Origin of the sequence: Streptococcus oralis, assembly GCF_019334565.1 — a bacterium.
GTDB classification, from domain to species: domain Bacteria; phylum Bacillota; class Bacilli; order Lactobacillales; family Streptococcaceae; genus Streptococcus; species Streptococcus oralis_CR.
Window position 1 is genome coordinate 145,001 of the sequence record NZ_CP079724.1, and the last position, 16,939, is coordinate 161,939.

At 42.8% G+C, this 16,939-nt stretch carries 18 protein-coding genes and 1 pseudogene (1 of these 19 only partly in view); 18 read left to right on the forward strand and 1 reads right to left on the reverse strand.

The window, feature by feature from the left end; all coding sequences use genetic code 11:
* From KX728_RS00760 to KX728_RS00780, 5 genes are all read left to right on the forward strand, one after another.
* Positions 1-562: the 3' end of a glutamate-cysteine ligase family protein gene (locus KX728_RS00760; protein ID WP_215805176.1), read on the forward strand. 716 nt of this gene lie to the left of the window's left edge; 562 of the gene's 1,278 nt are visible here — the last part of the coding sequence; its start codon lies off the left edge, out of view; it ends in the stop codon at positions 560-562.
* Between the two features lie 75 nt (positions 563-637).
* The gene (thrC, locus tag KX728_RS00765; RefSeq protein WP_215805175.1) at positions 638-2,122 is read left to right on the forward strand and encodes a threonine synthase; all 1,485 of its coding nucleotides are present in this window, start codon (positions 638-640) and stop codon (positions 2,120-2,122) included.
* A gap of 60 nt (positions 2,123-2,182) precedes the next feature.
* The gene (locus tag KX728_RS00770; protein WP_215805174.1) at positions 2,183-3,463 is read left to right on the forward strand and encodes an MATE family efflux transporter; all 1,281 of its coding nucleotides are present in this window, start codon (positions 2,183-2,185) and stop codon (positions 3,461-3,463) included.
* 3 nt (positions 3,464-3,466) lie between these two features.
* Positions 3,467-4,087 (forward strand): HAD family hydrolase, encoded by a 621-nt coding sequence (locus KX728_RS00775; RefSeq protein ID WP_215805173.1) that lies wholly within the window; start codon positions 3,467-3,469, stop codon positions 4,085-4,087.
* Positions 4,088-4,252: 165 nt separating this feature from the next.
* Positions 4,253-5,455 carry a LysM peptidoglycan-binding domain-containing protein gene (locus KX728_RS00780; protein ID WP_215805172.1) on the forward strand — a complete coding sequence of 401 codons (1,203 nt, stop codon included), beginning with the start codon at positions 4,253-4,255 and terminating at the stop codon, positions 5,453-5,455.
* A gap of 180 nt (positions 5,456-5,635) precedes the next feature.
* On the opposite strand, the gene KX728_RS00785 is transcribed toward KX728_RS00780, so the two are convergent.
* Positions 5,636-6,493, reverse strand: coding sequence for a DUF975 family protein (locus KX728_RS00785; protein ID WP_215805171.1), 858 nt, complete (start codon positions 6,491-6,493; stop codon positions 5,636-5,638).
* Between the two features lie 116 nt (positions 6,494-6,609).
* Between KX728_RS00785 and tgt the strand changes: the two genes are divergently transcribed.
* From tgt to KX728_RS00850, 13 genes and pseudogenes are all read left to right on the forward strand, one after another.
* Complete coding sequence (tgt, locus tag KX728_RS00790) at positions 6,610-7,752, forward strand: tRNA guanosine(34) transglycosylase Tgt (protein ID WP_001285249.1); 1,143 nt, start codon at positions 6,610-6,612, stop codon at positions 7,750-7,752.
* Between the two features lie 133 nt (positions 7,753-7,885).
* Positions 7,886-9,703, forward strand: coding sequence for an acyltransferase family protein (locus tag KX728_RS00795; protein ID WP_215805170.1), 1,818 nt, complete (start codon positions 7,886-7,888; stop codon positions 9,701-9,703).
* A gap of 140 nt (positions 9,704-9,843) precedes the next feature.
* Positions 9,844-10,995, forward strand: a complete 1,152-nt coding sequence (gene nagA, locus KX728_RS00800) for an N-acetylglucosamine-6-phosphate deacetylase (RefSeq protein ID WP_215805169.1) — start codon at positions 9,844-9,846, stop codon at positions 10,993-10,995.
* A 151-nt stretch (positions 10,996-11,146) separates the two neighbouring features.
* Entirely contained in the window at positions 11,147-11,512 is a 366-nt protein-coding gene (locus KX728_RS00805; protein ID WP_000286399.1) for a DUF1033 family protein, read from the forward strand.
* Between the two features lie 63 nt (positions 11,513-11,575).
* On the forward strand, positions 11,576-12,517 hold the full coding sequence (gene comGA / locus KX728_RS00810; protein WP_215805168.1) for a competence type IV pilus ATPase ComGA: 942 nt from the start codon (positions 11,576-11,578) through the stop codon (positions 12,515-12,517).
* On the forward strand, positions 12,465-13,481 hold the full coding sequence (gene comGB, locus KX728_RS00815; RefSeq protein WP_215805178.1) for a competence type IV pilus assembly protein ComGB: 1,017 nt from the start codon (positions 12,465-12,467) through the stop codon (positions 13,479-13,481). The genes comGA and comGB overlap by 53 nt, the downstream gene beginning before the upstream one ends.
* Before the next feature lies 1 nt (position 13,482).
* Positions 13,483-13,806 (forward strand): competence type IV pilus major pilin ComGC, encoded by a 324-nt coding sequence (gene comGC / locus KX728_RS00820; RefSeq protein ID WP_215805167.1) that lies wholly within the window; start codon positions 13,483-13,485, stop codon positions 13,804-13,806.
* Complete coding sequence (gene comGD / locus KX728_RS00825) at positions 13,769-14,203, forward strand: competence type IV pilus minor pilin ComGD (protein ID WP_215805166.1); 435 nt, start codon at positions 13,769-13,771, stop codon at positions 14,201-14,203. The genes comGC and comGD overlap by 38 nt, the downstream gene beginning before the upstream one ends.
* Positions 14,166-14,468 (forward strand): competence type IV pilus minor pilin ComGE, encoded by a 303-nt coding sequence (gene comGE, locus KX728_RS00830; RefSeq protein WP_000413364.1) that lies wholly within the window; start codon positions 14,166-14,168, stop codon positions 14,466-14,468. Before comGD ends, comGE begins: the two co-directional genes overlap by 38 nt.
* On the forward strand, positions 14,431-14,892 hold the full coding sequence (gene comGF, locus KX728_RS00835; RefSeq protein ID WP_215805165.1) for a competence type IV pilus minor pilin ComGF: 462 nt from the start codon (positions 14,431-14,433) through the stop codon (positions 14,890-14,892). The genes comGE and comGF overlap by 38 nt, the downstream gene beginning before the upstream one ends.
* Positions 14,870-15,283 carry a competence type IV pilus minor pilin ComGG gene (comGG, locus tag KX728_RS00840; protein ID WP_215805164.1) on the forward strand — a complete coding sequence of 138 codons (414 nt, stop codon included), beginning with the start codon at positions 14,870-14,872 and terminating at the stop codon, positions 15,281-15,283. The genes comGF and comGG overlap by 23 nt, the downstream gene beginning before the upstream one ends.
* Positions 15,284-15,315: 32 nt before the next feature.
* Positions 15,316-15,906, forward strand: a pseudogene (locus tag KX728_RS00845) (class I SAM-dependent methyltransferase).
* A gap of 58 nt (positions 15,907-15,964) precedes the next feature.
* Entirely contained in the window at positions 15,965-16,918 is a 954-nt protein-coding gene (locus KX728_RS00850; protein ID WP_215805163.1) for a class I SAM-dependent methyltransferase, read from the forward strand.
* Positions 16,919-16,939 lie beyond the last annotated feature (21 nt).

The following is a 16,939-nucleotide window of genomic DNA, read 5'->3' on the forward strand; positions in this document are numbered from 1 at the left end:
TGGTGTCAATACTAGACTATTTAAAGATGAGGATGATTTTTTTGACTATTTAAATCATTCTGCGATTTTTACTGCGGAGCGTGATGGGCAGACCTATTATTTTTATCCGATTCAGGTTAGAGATTATTTGGCTACACCTGAAATCCAAGCATTTACCCTTAATGGGGACGAGGTGTTGATTCATCCTCAGGAGGAGGATTTCCAAACCCATCGTAGTTACCAGTACCAAGACTTAACGACTCGAGGGACTATCGAGTTTCGTAGTGTGTGTACGCAACCTCTTGATAGGACTTTTGCTTCTGCCGCCTTTCACTTGGGCTTGTTGGTTCATTTAGACAAGCTTGAAGCTTACTTGCGAACTGCTCCATTTTTTACCACAGCTGGTCGTGATTATAAGCTTCTAAGACGACAATTTTCTAAAAAACAACTCACAGATGAAGAAGAAGCTGCGGTTCTCGAGTTTTCTAAAGATTTACTCACCCTAGCTGAGGAAGGACTGGAGAAAAGAGATAACCAAGAAATGGTTTATTTAGAGCCTCTGAAGAAAGAATTGGGATTATAATTTCTCTTATAAAGGGAGAATTTTCTGAAAAATCATGATATAATGGAAGAGACTATAGATAAAGGATAGAGATTCATGACATTAGTTTATCAATCAACGCGTGATGCCAATAATACAGTAACTGCCAGCCAAGCTATTTTGCAAGGTTTGGCGACGGATGGTGGTCTGTTTACACCACTTACTTATCCAAAGGTTGATTTGGACTTTGACACATTAAAAGATGCTTCTTACCAAGAAGTGGCTAAATTAGTTTTATCAGCCTTTTTAGATGACTTTACGGCTGAGGAGTTGGACTACTGTATCAACAATGCCTACGATAGCAAGTTTGATACTCCAGCTATTGCGCCATTGGTGAAACTGGATGGGCAATACAACTTGGAACTGTTCCATGGTTCAACGATTGCCTTTAAGGATATGGCCTTGTCTATCTTGCCATACTTTATGACGACAGCCGCTAAAAAGCATGGTTTAGAGAACAAAATCGTCATTTTGACAGCGACATCTGGTGATACTGGAAAAGCTGCTATGGCGGGGTTTGCCGATGTGCCTGGAACTGAGATTATCGTCTTTTATCCAAAGGATGGTGTCAGCAAGGTACAAGAGTTGCAAATGACTACTCAGACTGGCGACAATACTCATGTTATCGCTATTGATGGAAACTTTGATGATGCGCAAACAAACGTGAAACATATGTTTAACGATGTAGCTCTTCGTGAAAAGTTGGCTGCCAATAAACTGCAATTTTCATCAGCTAACTCTATGAACATTGGTCGTTTGGTACCACAGATTGTTTATTATGTTTATGCCTACGCTCAGTTGGTCAAGTCTGGTGAGATTGTGGCTGGTGAAAAGGTCAACTTCACAGTACCAACAGGAAACTTTGGAAATATCTTGGCTGCCTTTTATGCTAAACAAATCGGTCTTCCAGTTGGCAAATTAATCTGTGCTTCAAATGACAATAATGTTTTAACTGACTTCTTTAAAACACGTGTTTACGATAAGAAACGTGAGTTTAAGGTCACGACTAGTCCATCTATGGATATCTTAGTATCTTCAAACTTGGAGCGTTTGATTTTCCATCTTTTGGGGAATGATGCGGTTAAGACAGCTGAACTCATGAACGCCTTGAGTACACAAGGACAATATGAATTGACAGACTTTGATGCAGCGATTCTGGAACTCTTTGCAGCTGAATATGCGACTGAGGAAGAAACTGCGACAGAAATTAAACGTGTTTATCAAACAGATGCCTACATCGAGGATCCCCACACGGCGGTTGCCTCAGCAGTTTATAGAAAATACAAAGCAGCTACTGGCGATGTAACCAAGACAGTGATTGCTTCAACAGCTAGTCCATACAAGTTCCCAGTGGTTGCAGTAGAAGCTGTAACAGGAAAAGCAGGTTTGACAGACTTTGAAGCCTTGGCTCAATTACATGACATTTCAGGAGTGGCAGTGCCACCAGCGGTTGATGGCCTTGAAGCAGCTCCAGTTCGTCATAAAACAACAGTGGCAGCTGCTGACATGCAAGCAGCGGTTGAGACTTATCTAGGACTTTAAGACAGAGGGAGTAAACTCGGTTGGGAAACCAACTGAGTTTCTTTTCATCAGGAGGAAGGATTGTTTAAGAAAAATAAAGACATTCTTAATATTGCATTGCCAGCTATGGGTGAAAACTTTTTGCAGATGCTCATAGGAATGGTGGACAGTTACTTGGTCGCTCACTTGGGCTTAATCGCCATTTCAGGTGTTTCAGTGGCTGGCAATATTATCACGATTTACCAGGCGCTTTTCATCGCTCTGGGAGCTGCTATTTCCAGCGTTATTTCAAAAAGTTTGGGGCAGAAAGATCAGTCCAAGTTGGCTTATCACGTGACAGAGGCTCTCAAGATAACCCTATTGCTGAGTGCACTTTTAGGCGCTTTATCGCTCTTTGCTGGGCAAGAGATGATAGGGCTCTTGGGAACTGAGCAGGATGTGGCCGAGAGTGGTGGACTCTACCTATCTTTGGTAGGCGGATCGATTGTTCTCTTGGGCTTGATGACCAGTCTAGGTGCCTTGATTCGTGCAACGCATAATCCGCGTCTGCCTCTCTATGTAAGTCTGTTATCCAATGCCTTGAATATTCTTTTTTCAAGTCTAGCTATTTTTGTCCTTGATATGGGCATAGCGGGTGTTGCTTGGGGGACTATCTTGTCTCGCTTAGTCGGTCTTGTGATTTTGTGGTCGCAATTAAAGCTACCTTTTGAGAAACCGACTTTTGGTTTAGATAAGGAACTATTGACTTTGGCTTTGCCAGCGGCAGGAGAACGTCTCATGATGCGGGCTGGAGATGTAGTGATTATTGCATTGGTTGTTTCTTTTGGGACGGAGGCAGTAGCGGGGAATGCAGTCGGAGAAGTCTTGACCCAGTTTAACTATATGCCTTCCTTTGGCGTCGCTACAGCGACGGTCATGCAGGTAGCTCGAGCAGTTGGAGAGGATAACTGGGAAAGAGTAGATGATTTGAGCAAGCAAACCTTTTGGCTTTCCCTGCTTCTCATGTTGCCCTTAACTCTCAGTATCTATGCCTTGGGGACACCATTGACTCATCTCTATACGACCGATCCTGTAGCGGTCGAAGCGAGCGTTTTGGTTGCACTGTTCTCTCTACTAGGAACCCCCATGGCGACAGGGACAGTTATTTATACGGCAGTTTGGCAGGGCTTGGGAAATGCTCGCCTCCCCTTTTATGCGACAAGTATTGGGATGTGGTGTATCCGTATTGGCACAGCCTATCTTATGGGGCTTGTTCTTGGTTGGGGCTTGCCTGGTATTTGGGCCGGAACCCTTTTGGATAATGGTTTCCGTTGGTTATTTCTACGTTACCGTTACCAGCGTTATATGAGCTTGAAAGGATAGAAGATGCAAAAAACAGCCTTTATTTGGGATTTGGACGGGACTTTATTGGACTCATACGAAGCGATTTTGTCAGGGATTGAGGAGACCTTTGCTCAATTTTCTATTCCTTATGATAAGGAGAAAGTGAGAGAGTTTATCCTCAAGTTTTCTGTGCAGGATTTGCTTGTGCAGGTGGCAGAAGATAGAAATCTGGATGCGGAAGTGCTCAATCAGGTACGTGCCCAGAGCCTGGCTGAGAAGAATGCTCAGGTAGTTTTGATGCCATGTGCGCGTGAGGTGTTGAATTGGGCAGACCAAGTAGGGATTCGGAACTTTGTTTACACTCATAAAGGGGACAATGCTTTTACTATTCTAAAGGATCTGGGATTGGAATCCTATTTTACAGAGATTTTAACCAGTCAGAGTGGCTTTGAGCGCAAGCCTAGTCCAGAAGCGGCTACCTATTTGTTAGACAAGTATCAGCTGGATCCTGAGAAGACCTATTATATAGGGGACCGGACTTTAGATGTGGAATTCGCCCAGAATAGCGGCATTCAAAGCATCAACTTTTTAGAGTCTTCTTTTGAAGGCAATCACATGATTCGAGCACTAGCAGATATTCCTCATATTTTTGAGAGTAAGTAACGAGAAGATTGTGTCAGTTGTGTGACAGAGACCTAACAAACTATTTCAAGTAATCGAGTTTGTTACAAGGAATAGACAGTTCTATTAAATAGGCCCGAGAGGGCTTTTTTTCAGCTTTTTTTGTGTTATGATAGACAGGTACTCATTTGAAAGGAATATGAACGAATGAAGAAAAGAATGATTTTAGCCTCAACAGTAGCCTTGTCATTTGCCCCAGTATTGGCAACTCAAGCAGAAGAAGTCCTTTGGACTGCACGTAGTGTTGAGCAAATTCAAAACGATTTGACTAAAACGGACAACAAAACAAGCTATACAGTACAGTATGGTGATACCTTGAGCACCATTGCAGAAGCCTTGGGTGTAGATGTCACAGTTCTTGCTAATTTGAACAAAATTACCAATATGGACTTGATTTTCCCAGATACTGTCCTCACTACAACTGTCAATGAGGCAGAAGAGGTAACGGAAGTTGAAATCCAAACTCCTCAAGCAGACGCTAGTGAAGAAGTGACGACTACGACAGCTGATTTGACGACGAATCAAGTAACAGTCGATGAACAAACAGTTCAAGTAGAAGACCTCTCTAAACCAATTGAGAAAGTACCAAGTGCAACAGAGACCGAAAAATCAAAAGAAGTAGCGTCAAGTTCAGAAGTTTCTGAGACAGCGACAGTTGCTGAAGAGACACCATCTACAGAAACACCTGTAGCTGAAGAAACAGCTGAAACGACTCCAGCGGAAGCACCAGTAGCAGAAACAACTCGCCCAGTTGAAGAAGAAGCTCCTCAAACAGCGAATCCAGCTACCGAAGAAACGGCAGCAACAACTCCAGCAGAAGCACCAGTAGCAGCTGCTCCAGCAACTGAAACGCCTGCTGATACAACAGGAACAAGTGCAGCAGAAGAAACAACAAATTCTGATACTACAACTTTGACTTATCAAGCAGAGCAAAGCCAAACGGCTTCAAGAACGTATTCGGCTCCAGCGGCTCCTGACTATGCAGGACTTGCTGTAGCTAAGTCTGAGAATGCTGGTCTTCAACCACAAACTGCAGCCTTCAAAGAAGAAATTGCCAATTTGTTTGGAATTACATCTTTTAGTGGCTACCGTCCTGGTGACAGTGGGGACCATGGTAAAGGTTTGGCCATCGACTTTATGGTTCCAGTGAGTTCAGCACTCGGAGATCAAATTGCAGAATATGCAGTCAAAAATATGGCTAGCCGTGGTATCAACTATATCATTTGGAAACAACGTTTCTACGCTCCATACGATAGTAAATATGGACCAGCCTACACTTGGAATCCAATGCCAGACCGTGGTAGCGTAACCGAAAACCACTATGACCACGTTCACGTATCAATGAACTAATCATTAAAATGGAAGTTGGGAACTGATTAAGTTCCCGCTTCTTTTTTGTGTGTCATTTTTTCAGGATAAACAAGAAGATTATTCTGAAGCAAGGTGGGCCTGCTATTTTGACTCTGCTGAGTATGTTGCTTTTGAAATAAGAAAACCAGCGTCCTGAACGACGCTGGTTTTTGTAGACTCTTATCCATTTCGACGTTTACGGGCTAGTAGGGCTCTGTAAAAGAAGATGTGATTGTTTTGGATATAGGGAAGGATTGAAAAACTAGCAATTCCAAAAGTGAGCCAGTTGAGGAAGTACCAAGGGAGTAGTTGTAGGTCGAGGACAAAGCGCTGGAATTTGTAACCTTTCATCAAGAAACGGCTGGTTTTCAGGATTTGACGGGGTTTAGCCTGTCCTAAATCCAGAGTGTCGCAGAGGAGGAATTCTACCTGTGAGTAGGCATAATGTTGCGGAACATAGAGGATGTTCCCTACAATCATCAAGATGAGACTCGCGAAAAAGTAGAGGCCAAAGGTCATAAGGAACTGATCTGTTTCAACGGATGAGAGGTCTAATTTTGGAAATTCAGGATGTAGGGCAACAAATCTCCGAGCTAGGAGATTGCTATAAAAGAGAAAATAAACGCCTACTAAGTTTGGAATGCTCCATAAAAAGAGGTAGAAACGTTTGAGGAGTAGAGTTAGGAAGGTTTGCGAGAAGCGCTCTTCAGCAAAGAGGGCCAGGCTTGATTTTACTGAGAGTTCCGTATCAGGATCCTTGAGGAGTCGGAGTGTCGCAAAAGCAGCACCTGCTAGAAAAATCGTGCTCACAAAAGAAACCACTAGTGGGAAGAGATAGGATTGAAGCACTTGTGCCAGCATGCTGAAAAAGGATTGCTCTAAAACACTTTCTTGGAGACGAGCCAAGGGGTTGAGAAAGCCTGATAAGATGACCAGTATGCTAGGTAAGAGATAGACGAGAAAGAGGCGGGGATTTTCAGCCTGAAATTGCCTCGTCTGCAGACGAATGGTTTTTAAATCAATTTTTTGGTATTTCATTCTCTCATTATACCATAGTTCGTGACAGTTCCTAGTTTTTTTGATAAAATCATACAGTATGCCTTTGGGCACAAAGTATGAACTGGGACTGTCTTTCCCAGCTTCGGAGGTAGAAAATGTCAGATTCACCAATCAAATACCGTTTGATTAAGAAAGAAAAACACACGGGAGCTCGTCTGGGAGAAATTATCACCCCGCACGGTACCTTTCCAACGCCTATGTTTATGCCAGTTGGGACCCAAGCTACTGTCAAGACCCAGTCACCAGAGGAGTTGAAGGAGATGGGATCAGGGATTATCCTCTCTAATACCTATCATCTCTGGCTTCGTCCTGGAGATGAACTCATCGCACGCGCAGGTGGTCTCCACAAGTTCATGAATTGGGACCAACCAATCTTGACGGATAGTGGTGGTTTCCAGGTTTATTCCCTAGCTGATAGCCGAAATATCACCGAAGAAGGAGTAACCTTTAAAAACCATCTCAATGGCTCCAAGATGTTCCTATCACCAGAGAAAGCCATCTCTATTCAGAACAATCTAGGCTCCGACATCATGATGTCCTTTGACGAATGTCCTCAGTTTTACCAACCTTATGACTACGTTAAGAAATCAATCGAGCGTACTAGCCGTTGGGCTGAGCGTGGTTTGAAGGCTCACCGTCGTCCACAGGATCAAGGTTTGTTTGGAATTGTACAGGGGGCAGGATTTGAAGACCTTCGTCGTCAGTCGGCTCACGACCTTGTCAGCATGGATTTCCCTGGATACTCTATCGGTGGTTTGGCAGTAGGAGAAACGCATGAAGAGATGAATGCCGTCTTGGATTTCACAACTCAACTGCTACCTGAAAACAAACCTCGCTATTTGATGGGTGTCGGAGCGCCAGATAGCTTGATTGATGGAGTTATTCGTGGCGTGGATATGTTTGACTGTGTCTTACCGACTCGTATCGCTCGTAACGGGACTTGTATGACCAGTCAAGGTCGTTTGGTTGTCAAAAATGCCCAATTCGCTGAAGACTTTACGCCACTGGATCCTGAGTGCGATTGCTACACATGTAAGAACTATACACGCGCTTATCTTCGCCACCTACTCAAGGCTGACGAAACCTTTGGTATCCGCTTGACTAGTTACCACAATCTCTACTTCTTACTCAATCTGATGAAGCAGGTCCGCCAAGCCATCATGGATGACAATCTCTTGGAATTCCGTGAGTATTTTGTAGAAAAATATGGCTACAACAAGTCAGGGCGCAATTTCTAAAGTGTAAAAATAGAATGCCAAAATCCTAAGTTTTCTCTTAGGATTTTTCCTATTTTTTTGATAGAATAGGGAGTATAATGGAATGGAAATTAGGTGGTGTTTTACTTCCTAATTTAATGGAGAATAGACTCGTATGCGTATTAAATGGTTTTCCTTGATTAGGATTACAGGTTTACTTTTGGTGCTTTTGTACCACTTCTTTCAAACGATCTTTCCTGGAGGTTTCTTTGGGGTAGATGTCTTTTTCACTTTTTCAGGATTTTTGATCACTTCCCTCCTTTTAGAAGAATTTGGGAAGGCACGCCAGATTGATTTGCTGAGCTTTTTTAAGAGACGGTTTTACCGCATCGTGCCACCTGTGGTGCTGATGGTTTTGGTGACCATGCCTTTTACTTTCTTGGTTCGTCAAGACTATGTTGCTGGAATTGGTGGCCAGATAGCTGGAGTTCTCGGTTTTATGACCAACTTCTACGAAATGTTAACAGGGGGAAGTTATGAATCCCAGTTCATTCCGCATCTCTTTGTTCACAACTGGAGTCTAGCTGTTGAGGTTCACTACTATATCCTTTGGGGCTTAGCGGTTTGGTTCTTATCGAAACGTTCAAAATCTAGTAGTCAATTGAGAGGGATGGTCTTTCTTCTTTCTGCTGGAGCTTTCATCATTAGCTTTTTCTCCATGTTTATTGGTAGTCTAATGGCGAGTTCCTATTCATCTGTCTACTTTTCAAGTTTGACCCATGTCTATCCCTTCTTTTTAGGAAGCATTTTGGCGACGGTTGTGGGGGTTCGTCAGACGAGCGATTTAGTCAAGCAGTTTGACCGGATGTGGGATCTTCGTCAGAATCTCCTGGTATTTGCTGCGGGGCTTTTGGTGTTAGTGCTCTTGACTTTCTTTGTCAAGTTCACCTACCTGTTTGCGTACTTATTTGGCTTCTTGCTAGCAAGTTTAGCGGCAGTGGCCATGATTTTTGCTGCGCGTGTCTTGCATGAGAAAACGCCTGAGATACAAGAACCTCGGATCATTACATTTTTAGCGGATACCAGCTACGCGGTTTATCTCTTTCACTGGCCTTTTTATATTATCTTCTCTCAGTTGATGAGTAATCTACCTGCTGTTATTCTGACAATCATCTTTTCTTATTTCTTTGCTATCCTATCCTTCTATATTATTGAGCCGTTGATTGCCGGTAAATCCAATCCTTTAATACGGAAGATTAGTCGATTACCTCATATTAAACCAATTAGTGCTACTGGTGCTGGCATTCTTACCTTGATTACCTTGATTATCATAGCTGTGGCTCCTCAAGTTGGAGCTTTTGAGACAGACTTGATGGTCAATGGTTTCAAACAAGCCCAGACCAATATAGGACAAACAAAGACTCTTGCTGAACAAGCTGAACTGAGTCGTCTAGGAATTTCTGAGGGAACAAGCCTAATAGGAGATTCGGTAGCCTTGCGTGCCAATACAGCCTTACAAGAGGCACTTCCTGAAGCGAATATCAATGCCCAGGTGAGTCGAACGACCAAGCAAGCCAATGACATCATGCTCAATAACAGTCAGAACAAGGCGCTACTAAAAACAGTCGTCATTGCAACGGGAGTCAATAATCCTGAAGGCTATAAGAATGATTTGGATAGCATTGTGAACAATCTACCGAAAGGACACCATCTGATATTGGTGACGCCTTATGAGGGAGACAAGAGCAAGGACACTTACACATCAGTGGAGCAGTATGCGGCTTATGCACGGGAATTAGCTGAAAAGAATCCATATGTGAGCATCGCTGATTGGAATAAGGTTGCTAAGGAACACCCTGAAATCTGGGCTGGAACTGACCAAGTCCACTTTGGGAATGACAATAGCAAGCTCGAAGAAGGTGCTAAGCTATACGCAGAAACGATTGCAGCTGCTGTTAAGGCTGCTCAAGAACTGCCTGTAAAATCAAAATAAAATTAAAGAGTTGGAGAAATCCAGCTCTTTTAAAATATCCACGAAAAATAGGTCTATACCATTTACAAATGAAAAAGAAAGGTTTATAATGTAATTGACATAATAAATTCTAGAATCAATCTATCAAGGAGGTTATCATTATGCCTAATTATATTAAAGCGGATCAGTTTTTCTACCCACACGGAGTTCGTCGTGGCGGTTACTTGGAACTTGTGGATGGCAAGTTTGGAAAGCATGTAGAAGAGATTCCTGAAGGCTCTGACGTCATTGACTATACAGGCTACAGCATTGCCCCAGGACTTGTGGATACCCATATTCATGGATTTGGCGGTGTCGATGTCATGGATAATAATATTGAAGGAACCCTTCATACCATGAGTGAAGGATTGCTTAGCACGGGTGTTACCAGCTTCTTGCCAACGACGTTGACTTCCTCTTACGAGCAGTTGCTTGCGGTAACTGAAAATATCGGCGCTCGTTACCAGGAAGCAAGTGGAGCCAAGATTCGTGGAATCTATTTTGAAGGCCCTTATTTCACAGAGAAATACAAAGGAGCCCAAAACCCTGCCTATATGAAAGATCCTCGTATGGATGAGTTTCGTGCTTGGCAAAAAGCAGCTAATGGCCTGCTCAATAAAATTGCCCTTGCGCCAGAACGCGAAGGTGTAGAAGACTTTGTTCGTACAGTTACGGGTGAAGGAGTGACCGTTGCTCTTGGGCACTCCAATGCAACTTTTGATGAAGCTAAAAAAGCAGTCGATGCTGGAGCAAGTGTTTGGGTACATGCCTACAATGGAATGCGTGGGTTGACTCACCGTGAGCTCGGTATGGTAGGAGCCATGTATGAATTGCCACATACTTATGCAGAATTGATTTGTGACGGTCACCACGTAGATCCAAAGGCCTGTGACATTTTGCTCAAACAAAAAGGAACTGAAAATATCGCCCTTATCACAGACTGTATGACAGCGGGTGGTTTGGAAGATGGAGACTACATGTTGGGAGAATTCCCAGTAGTTGTTGCTAATGGAACTGCTCGCCTCAAATCTACAGGCAATTTGGCAGGTTCTATCCTCAAACTCAAAGATGGTTTGAAGAATGTGGTCGAATGGGGAATTGCGAATCCGCATGAAGCAGTCATGATGGCCAGCCTCAACCCAGCAAAATCTGTTCACATCGATGATGTCTGTGGCCAAATCCGTGAAGGCTACGACGCTGACTTTATCGTACTAGATAAAGATTTGGAATTGGTAGCAACCTACCTAGATGGTGTGAAACGTTATCAAGCCTAAGAAGATAAAAATAGGGGTCAATAAAGGACTCCTATTTTTATGATAGGTTGTAAAGGTATTTAAAGAAGTCTTCCTAAAGGGAAAGGCAAGCAAAATCCTTTTCTTGTAAAAAAAATTAGATATAATATACGATACAAAGGAAGTAGTAAGAATGTATCGTGTTATAGAAATGTATGGGGATTTTGAACCGTGGTGGTTCATAGAAGGTTGGGAAGAAGATGTCATCATGAGTCAATCTTTTGACAAGTATTATGATGCTCTAAAATATTATAAATCATGCTGGTTTGAGCTGGAAAAGAAGAATCCTCTTTATAAGAGTCGGAGTGATTTGATGACTATCTTTTGGGATCCTGCCGACCAACGCTGGTGTGATGAGTGTGATGAGTATTTGCAGCAGTACCATTCTTTGGCACTTTTACAGGATGAGCAAGTCATCCCCGATGAAAAGCTACGTCCAGGCTACGAAAAACAAACAGGTCAAGAAAAACACCGTTCTTGCCGTATGAAATGGAGATAAAAAAAGTAACTTTTTAAGTTGCTTTTTTTATTTTTTTGCGAATAGTTAGATAAGGAGGGCGGTATGGTACAAGAAATTGCACAAAAAATTATTGCTACTGCGAAAGAAAAGAAGGCCCAGGATATCTATTTTATCCCCAAGGAAAAGTCCTACGAACTTCACATGCGGGTTGGAGACGAACGGTGTCTCGTTGACTCCTATGAGTTTGATGTTTTAGCTGCAGTGATTAGTCATTTTAAGTTTGTGGCGGGTATGAACGTAGGAGAGAAGAGACGTAGTCAGCTGGGCTCTTGCGACTATCAGCATGGGGAGAAGGTGTCTTCTCTGCGTTTGTCTACCGTAGGAGATTATCGGGGACATGAGAGTTTGGTCATTCGTTTGTTGCACGATGAGGAGCAGGAGCTGCATTTCTGGTTTCAGGATATGAACGAACTGGGTGAGCAGTACAGGCAACGGGGACTCTATCTCTTTGCAGGTCCAGTCGGCAGTGGCAAGACGACTCTGATGCACGAATTAGCTAAGCCTCTTTTTAAGGGGCAGCAGGTCATGTCCATTGAAGATCCTGTTGAGATTAAGCAGGAAGACATGCTCCAGTTGCAGTTAAATGAGGCGATTGGCTTGACCTATGAAAATCTGATCAAACTGTCTCTCCGGCATCGTCCTGATCTCTTGATTATTGGCGAAATTCGGGATAGCGAGACAGCGCGTGCAGTGGTCAGAGCCAGTTTGACAGGGGCGACAGTTTTTTCAACCATTCATGCCAAGAGTATCCGAGGAGTTTATGAACGCCTTCTGGAGTTGGGTGTGACGGAGGAGGAATTAGCAGTTGTTCTGCAAGGAGTCTGCTACCAGAGATTAATCGGGGGAGGAGGAATCGTTGACTTTGCAAACAAAGACTATCAAGAACACCAGCCAACTAGCTGGAATGCGCAGATTGACCAGCTTCTTAAAGATGGACATATCACAAGTCTTCAGGCTGAAACGGAAAAAATTAGCTACAGCTAAGCAGAAGAAAATCATCACTTTGTTTAACAACCTCTTCTCCAGTGGCTTTCATTTGGTGGAAATTATTTCTTTCTTGGGAAGAAGTGCCCTGCTGGAAAAGGACTATGTGGCCCAGATGCACCAAGGTTTGTCGCAGGGGAAATCCTTTTCAGAAATGATGAACAGCTTGGGTTTTTCAAGTGCCATCGTGACCCAATTATCTCTAGCTGAAGTGCATGGAAATCTCCACCTGAGTTTGGGAAAGATAGAAGAATATCTGGATAATTTGGCCAAGGTCAAGAAAAAGTTAATCGAAGTGGCGACCTATCCCCTGATTTTGCTGGGATTTCTCTTGCTAATTATGTTGGGGCTCAGGAATTATTTGCTCCCCCAACTGGACAGTAGCAATTTCGCCACTCAAATCATCGGCAATATGCCACAAATATTTCTGGGACTAGTGCTGGTTTGCTCTCTATCTTTACTTTTAGCCCTCACTTTCTACAAAAGAAGTTCCAAGATGCAGGTTTTCTCTATGTTGGCACGGGTTCCCTTTCTAGGAATCTTTGTCCAGACTTATCTGACAGCTTATTATGGGCGTGAATGGGGCAATATGATTTCACAGGGAATGGAGCTGACGCAGATTTTTCAGATCATGCAGGAACAGGGCTCCCAGCTCTTTAAAGAAATCGGTCAAGATCTGGCTCAAGCCCTGCAAAATGGCCGCGAATTTTCTCAAACCATAGCGACCTATCATTTCTTTAAAAAGGAGTTGAGTCTTATCATCGAGTATGGGGAAGTCAAGTCCAAGCTGGGGAGTGAGTTGGAAATCTATGCTGAAAAAACTTGGGAAGCCTTTTTTACCCGAGTTACTCGTACCATGAACTTAGTACAGCCACTGGTTTTTATCTTTGTGGCTCTGATTATCGTTTTACTTTATGCGGCAATGCTTATGCCCATGTATCAAAATATGGAGGTAAATTTTTAAAATGAAAAAACTCATGATAAATTTAAAAAAAGCCAAGGTTAAAGCTTTCACTTTGGTAGAAATGCTAGTCGTCCTTTTAATCATCAGCGTTCTTCTCTTGCTCTTTGTTCCTAATTTGACCAAGCAAAAGGATGCCGTAGATGATAAAGGAAAAGCTGCTGTTGTCAAGGTCGTAGAAAGTCAGGCAGAGCTCTATAGTCTGGACAAGAATGAAGATGCTAGCCTTAGCAAATTACAAGCGGACGGTCGTATCACAGCTGAGCAAGCTAAAGCTTATAAAGACTACCATGCAAAACAAAAAACAAGTCAAACTGTTGCAGATTAAGGCCTTTACCATGCTGGAAAGTCTCCTTGTTTTAGGACTTGTGAGTATCCTTGCTTTGGGCTTGTCCGGTTCTGTTCAGTCCAGTTTTGCAGCGGTGGAAGAACAGATTTTCTTTATGGAGTTTGAAGAACTCTATCGGGAAACGCAAAAACGCAGTGTAGCCAGTCAGCAAAAGACCAGTCTAAACTTAGATGGGCAAACGATCAGTAACGGCAGTCAAAAGTTGACCGTTCCTAAAGGGATTCAGGCACCATCTGGACAAAGCATTATATTTGACCGAGCTGGGGGCAATTCGTCCCTGGCTAAGGTTGAATTTCAGACCAGTAAAGGAGCGATTCGCTATCAATTATATCTAGGAAATGGAAAAATTAAACGCATTAAGGAAACTAAAAATTAAGGCAGTGATCTTACTAGAAGCAGTAGTAGCGCTAGCCATATTTGCCAGTATTGCAACCCTCCTTTTAGGACAAATTCAGAAAAATAGGCAGGAAGAGGCAGAAATCTTGCAAAAAGAGGAAGTCTTACGTGCAGCGAAGATGGCTCTGCAGACAGGGCAAAATCAAGTAAACATAAACGGAGTGGAGATTCAGGTGTTTTCTAGTGAAAAGGGATTGGAGGTCTACCATGGTTCAGAGAAGTTACTCGACCTTAAAGAGCAGTAAGGTAAGAGCGTTCACTCTTTTAGAATCTCTGATTGCCCTTATCGTCATTAGCGGAGGCTTGCTCCTCTTTCAGGCTATGAGTCAGCTCCTCATTTCAGAAGTTCGTTACCAGCAGCAAAGCGAGCAAAAGGAGTGGCTCTTGTTTGTGGATCAGCTGGAGGCAGAGTTAGAGCGTTCGCAGTTTGAAAAGGTAGAAGGCAATCGCCTCTACATGAAACAAGATGGTAAGGATATCTCTATAGGGAAGTCTAAATCGGATGATTTTCGAAAAACGGATACCAGCGGACGGGGCTATCAGCCGATGGTTTATGGACTCAAATCAGCTCAAATTACAGAGGAAAATCAATTGGTTCGCTTTCGTTTCCAATTTCAAAAGGGCTTAGAAAGGGAGTTCATCTATCGTGTGGAAAAAACAAAAAGTTAAGGCAGGCGTTCTTTTATATGCAGTCACCATGGCAGCCATCTTTAGTCTGTTGTTGCAGTTTTATTTAAATCGGCAAGTCGCCCATCACAAAGACTTTGCCCTAAACAAAGAAAAGTTGATCGCTTTTGCCATGGCCAAGCGAAGTGAGGATAAGGCTGAGCAAGAAAGTGGAGAACGAGTCTTTAACTTAGGAAAAGTCAGATATCAAAATACGAAAACAGGTTTTGCAACAAGTGTTCGTATGAATAAGGGCAACTATGAATTTCTCTTTCCTACGATGAAAACCCAAGAAAAGAAAACAGCTAAAAAGGAAGAGGTAGCGACTGATTCAAGCAATCAAGCAGAGAAGAAAAAATCAGAAGAGAAGTCTGAAAAGAAAGACAATTCCTAGTCAATTCAACTACTTTGTGCTAAACTAAAAGCATGAAACATGATTTTAATCACAAAGCAGAAACCTTTGATTCGCCCAAAAATATCTTTCTTGCAAATTTGGTGTGTCAAGTAGTTGAAAAACAGATTGCTCTTCTATCAGACAAGGAAATACTGGATTTTGGTGGTGGAACGGGTCTATTAGCCTTGCCCCTAGCCAAGCAGGCCAAGTCGGTTACCCTTGTAGATATCTCGGAGAAAATGCTGGAGCAAGACCGTTTGAAAGCAGAGCAACAAGACATCAAGAATATCCAGTTTTTGGAGCAGAATTTACTGGCAAATCCCTTGGAACAACAATTTGACCTAATTGTAGTCAGTCGGGTTCTTCATCATATGCCTGATCTAGATGCGACTCTTGCCATGTTTCACCATCACCTTAGGGAGAATGGATAAGTTCTCATCGCTGATTTTGTCAAGACAGATACCAACCATCATGGTTTTGATTTAGCTGAACTGGAAAACAAGCTAGCCCAGTTTGGTTTTTCGAGCATTGACAGTCAGATCCTTTACAGTGCCGAAGGTCTTTTCCTAGGAAATTACGCAGAGCTCTTTTTAACAGTAGCCCAAAAATCACTCGCTGACTAAAGCAGTGATTTTTTCTCTTCAGATGGAAAAAATAGGGGAATTTTGATAAGATAGGAATATGGATTTTGAAAAAATTGAACAAGCTTATACGTATTTACTAGAGAATGTCCAAGTCATCCAAAGTGATTTGGCGACCAACTTTTATGACGCCTTGGTAGAGCAAAATAGCATCTATCTGGATGGCGAGACAGAGCTAGAGCAGGTCAAGGAGAACAATCAAGCCCTTAAGCGCTTAGCCCTTCGCAAGGAAGAGTGGCTCAAGACCTATCAGTTTCTCTTGATGAAGGCAGGACAAACGGAGCCTTTACAGGCCAATCACCAGTTTACGCCGGATGCCATTGCCCTCCTCTTGGTACTTGTTGTGGAAGAGTTGTTTGAACAAGAGGAAATTAGCATCCTCGAAATAGGTTCTGGTATGGGGATTTTGGGGGCTACTTTCTTGACTTCTCTTGCTAAAAAAGTAGATTACTTGGGAATCGAAGTGGATGACTTGCTGATTGATTTGGCAGCCAGTATGGCAGATGTGATTGGTTTACAAGCTGGTTTTGTTCAAGGAGATGCCGTTCGTCCACAAATGCTTAAAGAAAGCGACGTGGTCATCAGCGACTTGCCTGTTGGCTATTACCCAGACGATGCTATCGCTTCGCGCTATCAAGTGTCTTCTAGTCAAGAGCATACCTATGCCCATCATTTGATGATGGAACAAGGCCTCAAGTACCTTAAGTCAGATGGCTATGCTATTTTTCTAGCTCCGAGTGATTTATTGACCAGTCCTCAAAGTGATTTATTAAAAGGGTGGCTCAAAGACGAAGTGAGTCTGGCTGCTATCATCGCTCTGCCAGAGGATATTTTCTCAACTGCAAGCCAAGCTAAAAGTATTTTTGTCTTACAGAAGAAAAGAGATAAAGAAATAGAACCCTTTGTCTATCCACTTACTAGCTTGCAAGATCCGTCAGTTTTGTTTACCTTTAAAGAAAATTTTCAAAATTGGAGCAAAGGTACTGAAATATAAAAGAGATTTTGTTATAATAGA

Coding starts and splice junctions, on each gene's coding strand:
- comGC (WP_215805167.1), top strand. CDS start 13,483: ATGAAAAAACTCATGATAAATTTAAAAAAAGCCAAGGTTAAAGCTTTC.
- nagA (WP_215805169.1), top strand. CDS start 9,844: ATGCCTAATTATATTAAAGCGGATCAGTTTTTCTACCCACACGGAGTT.
- thrC (WP_215805175.1), top strand. CDS start 638: ATGACATTAGTTTATCAATCAACGCGTGATGCCAATAATACAGTAACT.
- KX728_RS00780 (WP_215805172.1), top strand. CDS start 4,253: ATGAAGAAAAGAATGATTTTAGCCTCAACAGTAGCCTTGTCATTTGCC.
- comGB (WP_215805178.1), top strand. CDS start 12,465: ATGGACATATCACAAGTCTTCAGGCTGAAACGGAAAAAATTAGCTACA.
- KX728_RS00850 (WP_215805163.1), top strand. CDS start 15,965: ATGGATTTTGAAAAAATTGAACAAGCTTATACGTATTTACTAGAGAAT.
- KX728_RS00775 (WP_215805173.1), top strand. CDS start 3,467: ATGCAAAAAACAGCCTTTATTTGGGATTTGGACGGGACTTTATTGGAC.
- comGF (WP_215805165.1), top strand. CDS start 14,431: ATGGTTCAGAGAAGTTACTCGACCTTAAAGAGCAGTAAGGTAAGAGCG.
- tgt (WP_001285249.1), top strand. CDS start 6,610: ATGTCAGATTCACCAATCAAATACCGTTTGATTAAGAAAGAAAAACAC.
- comGD (WP_215805166.1), top strand. CDS start 13,769: ATGCAAAACAAAAAACAAGTCAAACTGTTGCAGATTAAGGCCTTTACC.
- KX728_RS00805 (WP_000286399.1), top strand. CDS start 11,147: ATGTATCGTGTTATAGAAATGTATGGGGATTTTGAACCGTGGTGGTTC.
- comGA (WP_215805168.1), top strand. CDS start 11,576: ATGGTACAAGAAATTGCACAAAAAATTATTGCTACTGCGAAAGAAAAG.
- comGE (WP_000413364.1), top strand. CDS start 14,166: ATGGAAAAATTAAACGCATTAAGGAAACTAAAAATTAAGGCAGTGATC.
- KX728_RS00785 (WP_215805171.1), bottom strand. CDS start 6,493: ATGAAATACCAAAAAATTGATTTAAAAACCATTCGTCTGCAGACGAGG.
- KX728_RS00795 (WP_215805170.1), top strand. CDS start 7,886: ATGCGTATTAAATGGTTTTCCTTGATTAGGATTACAGGTTTACTTTTG.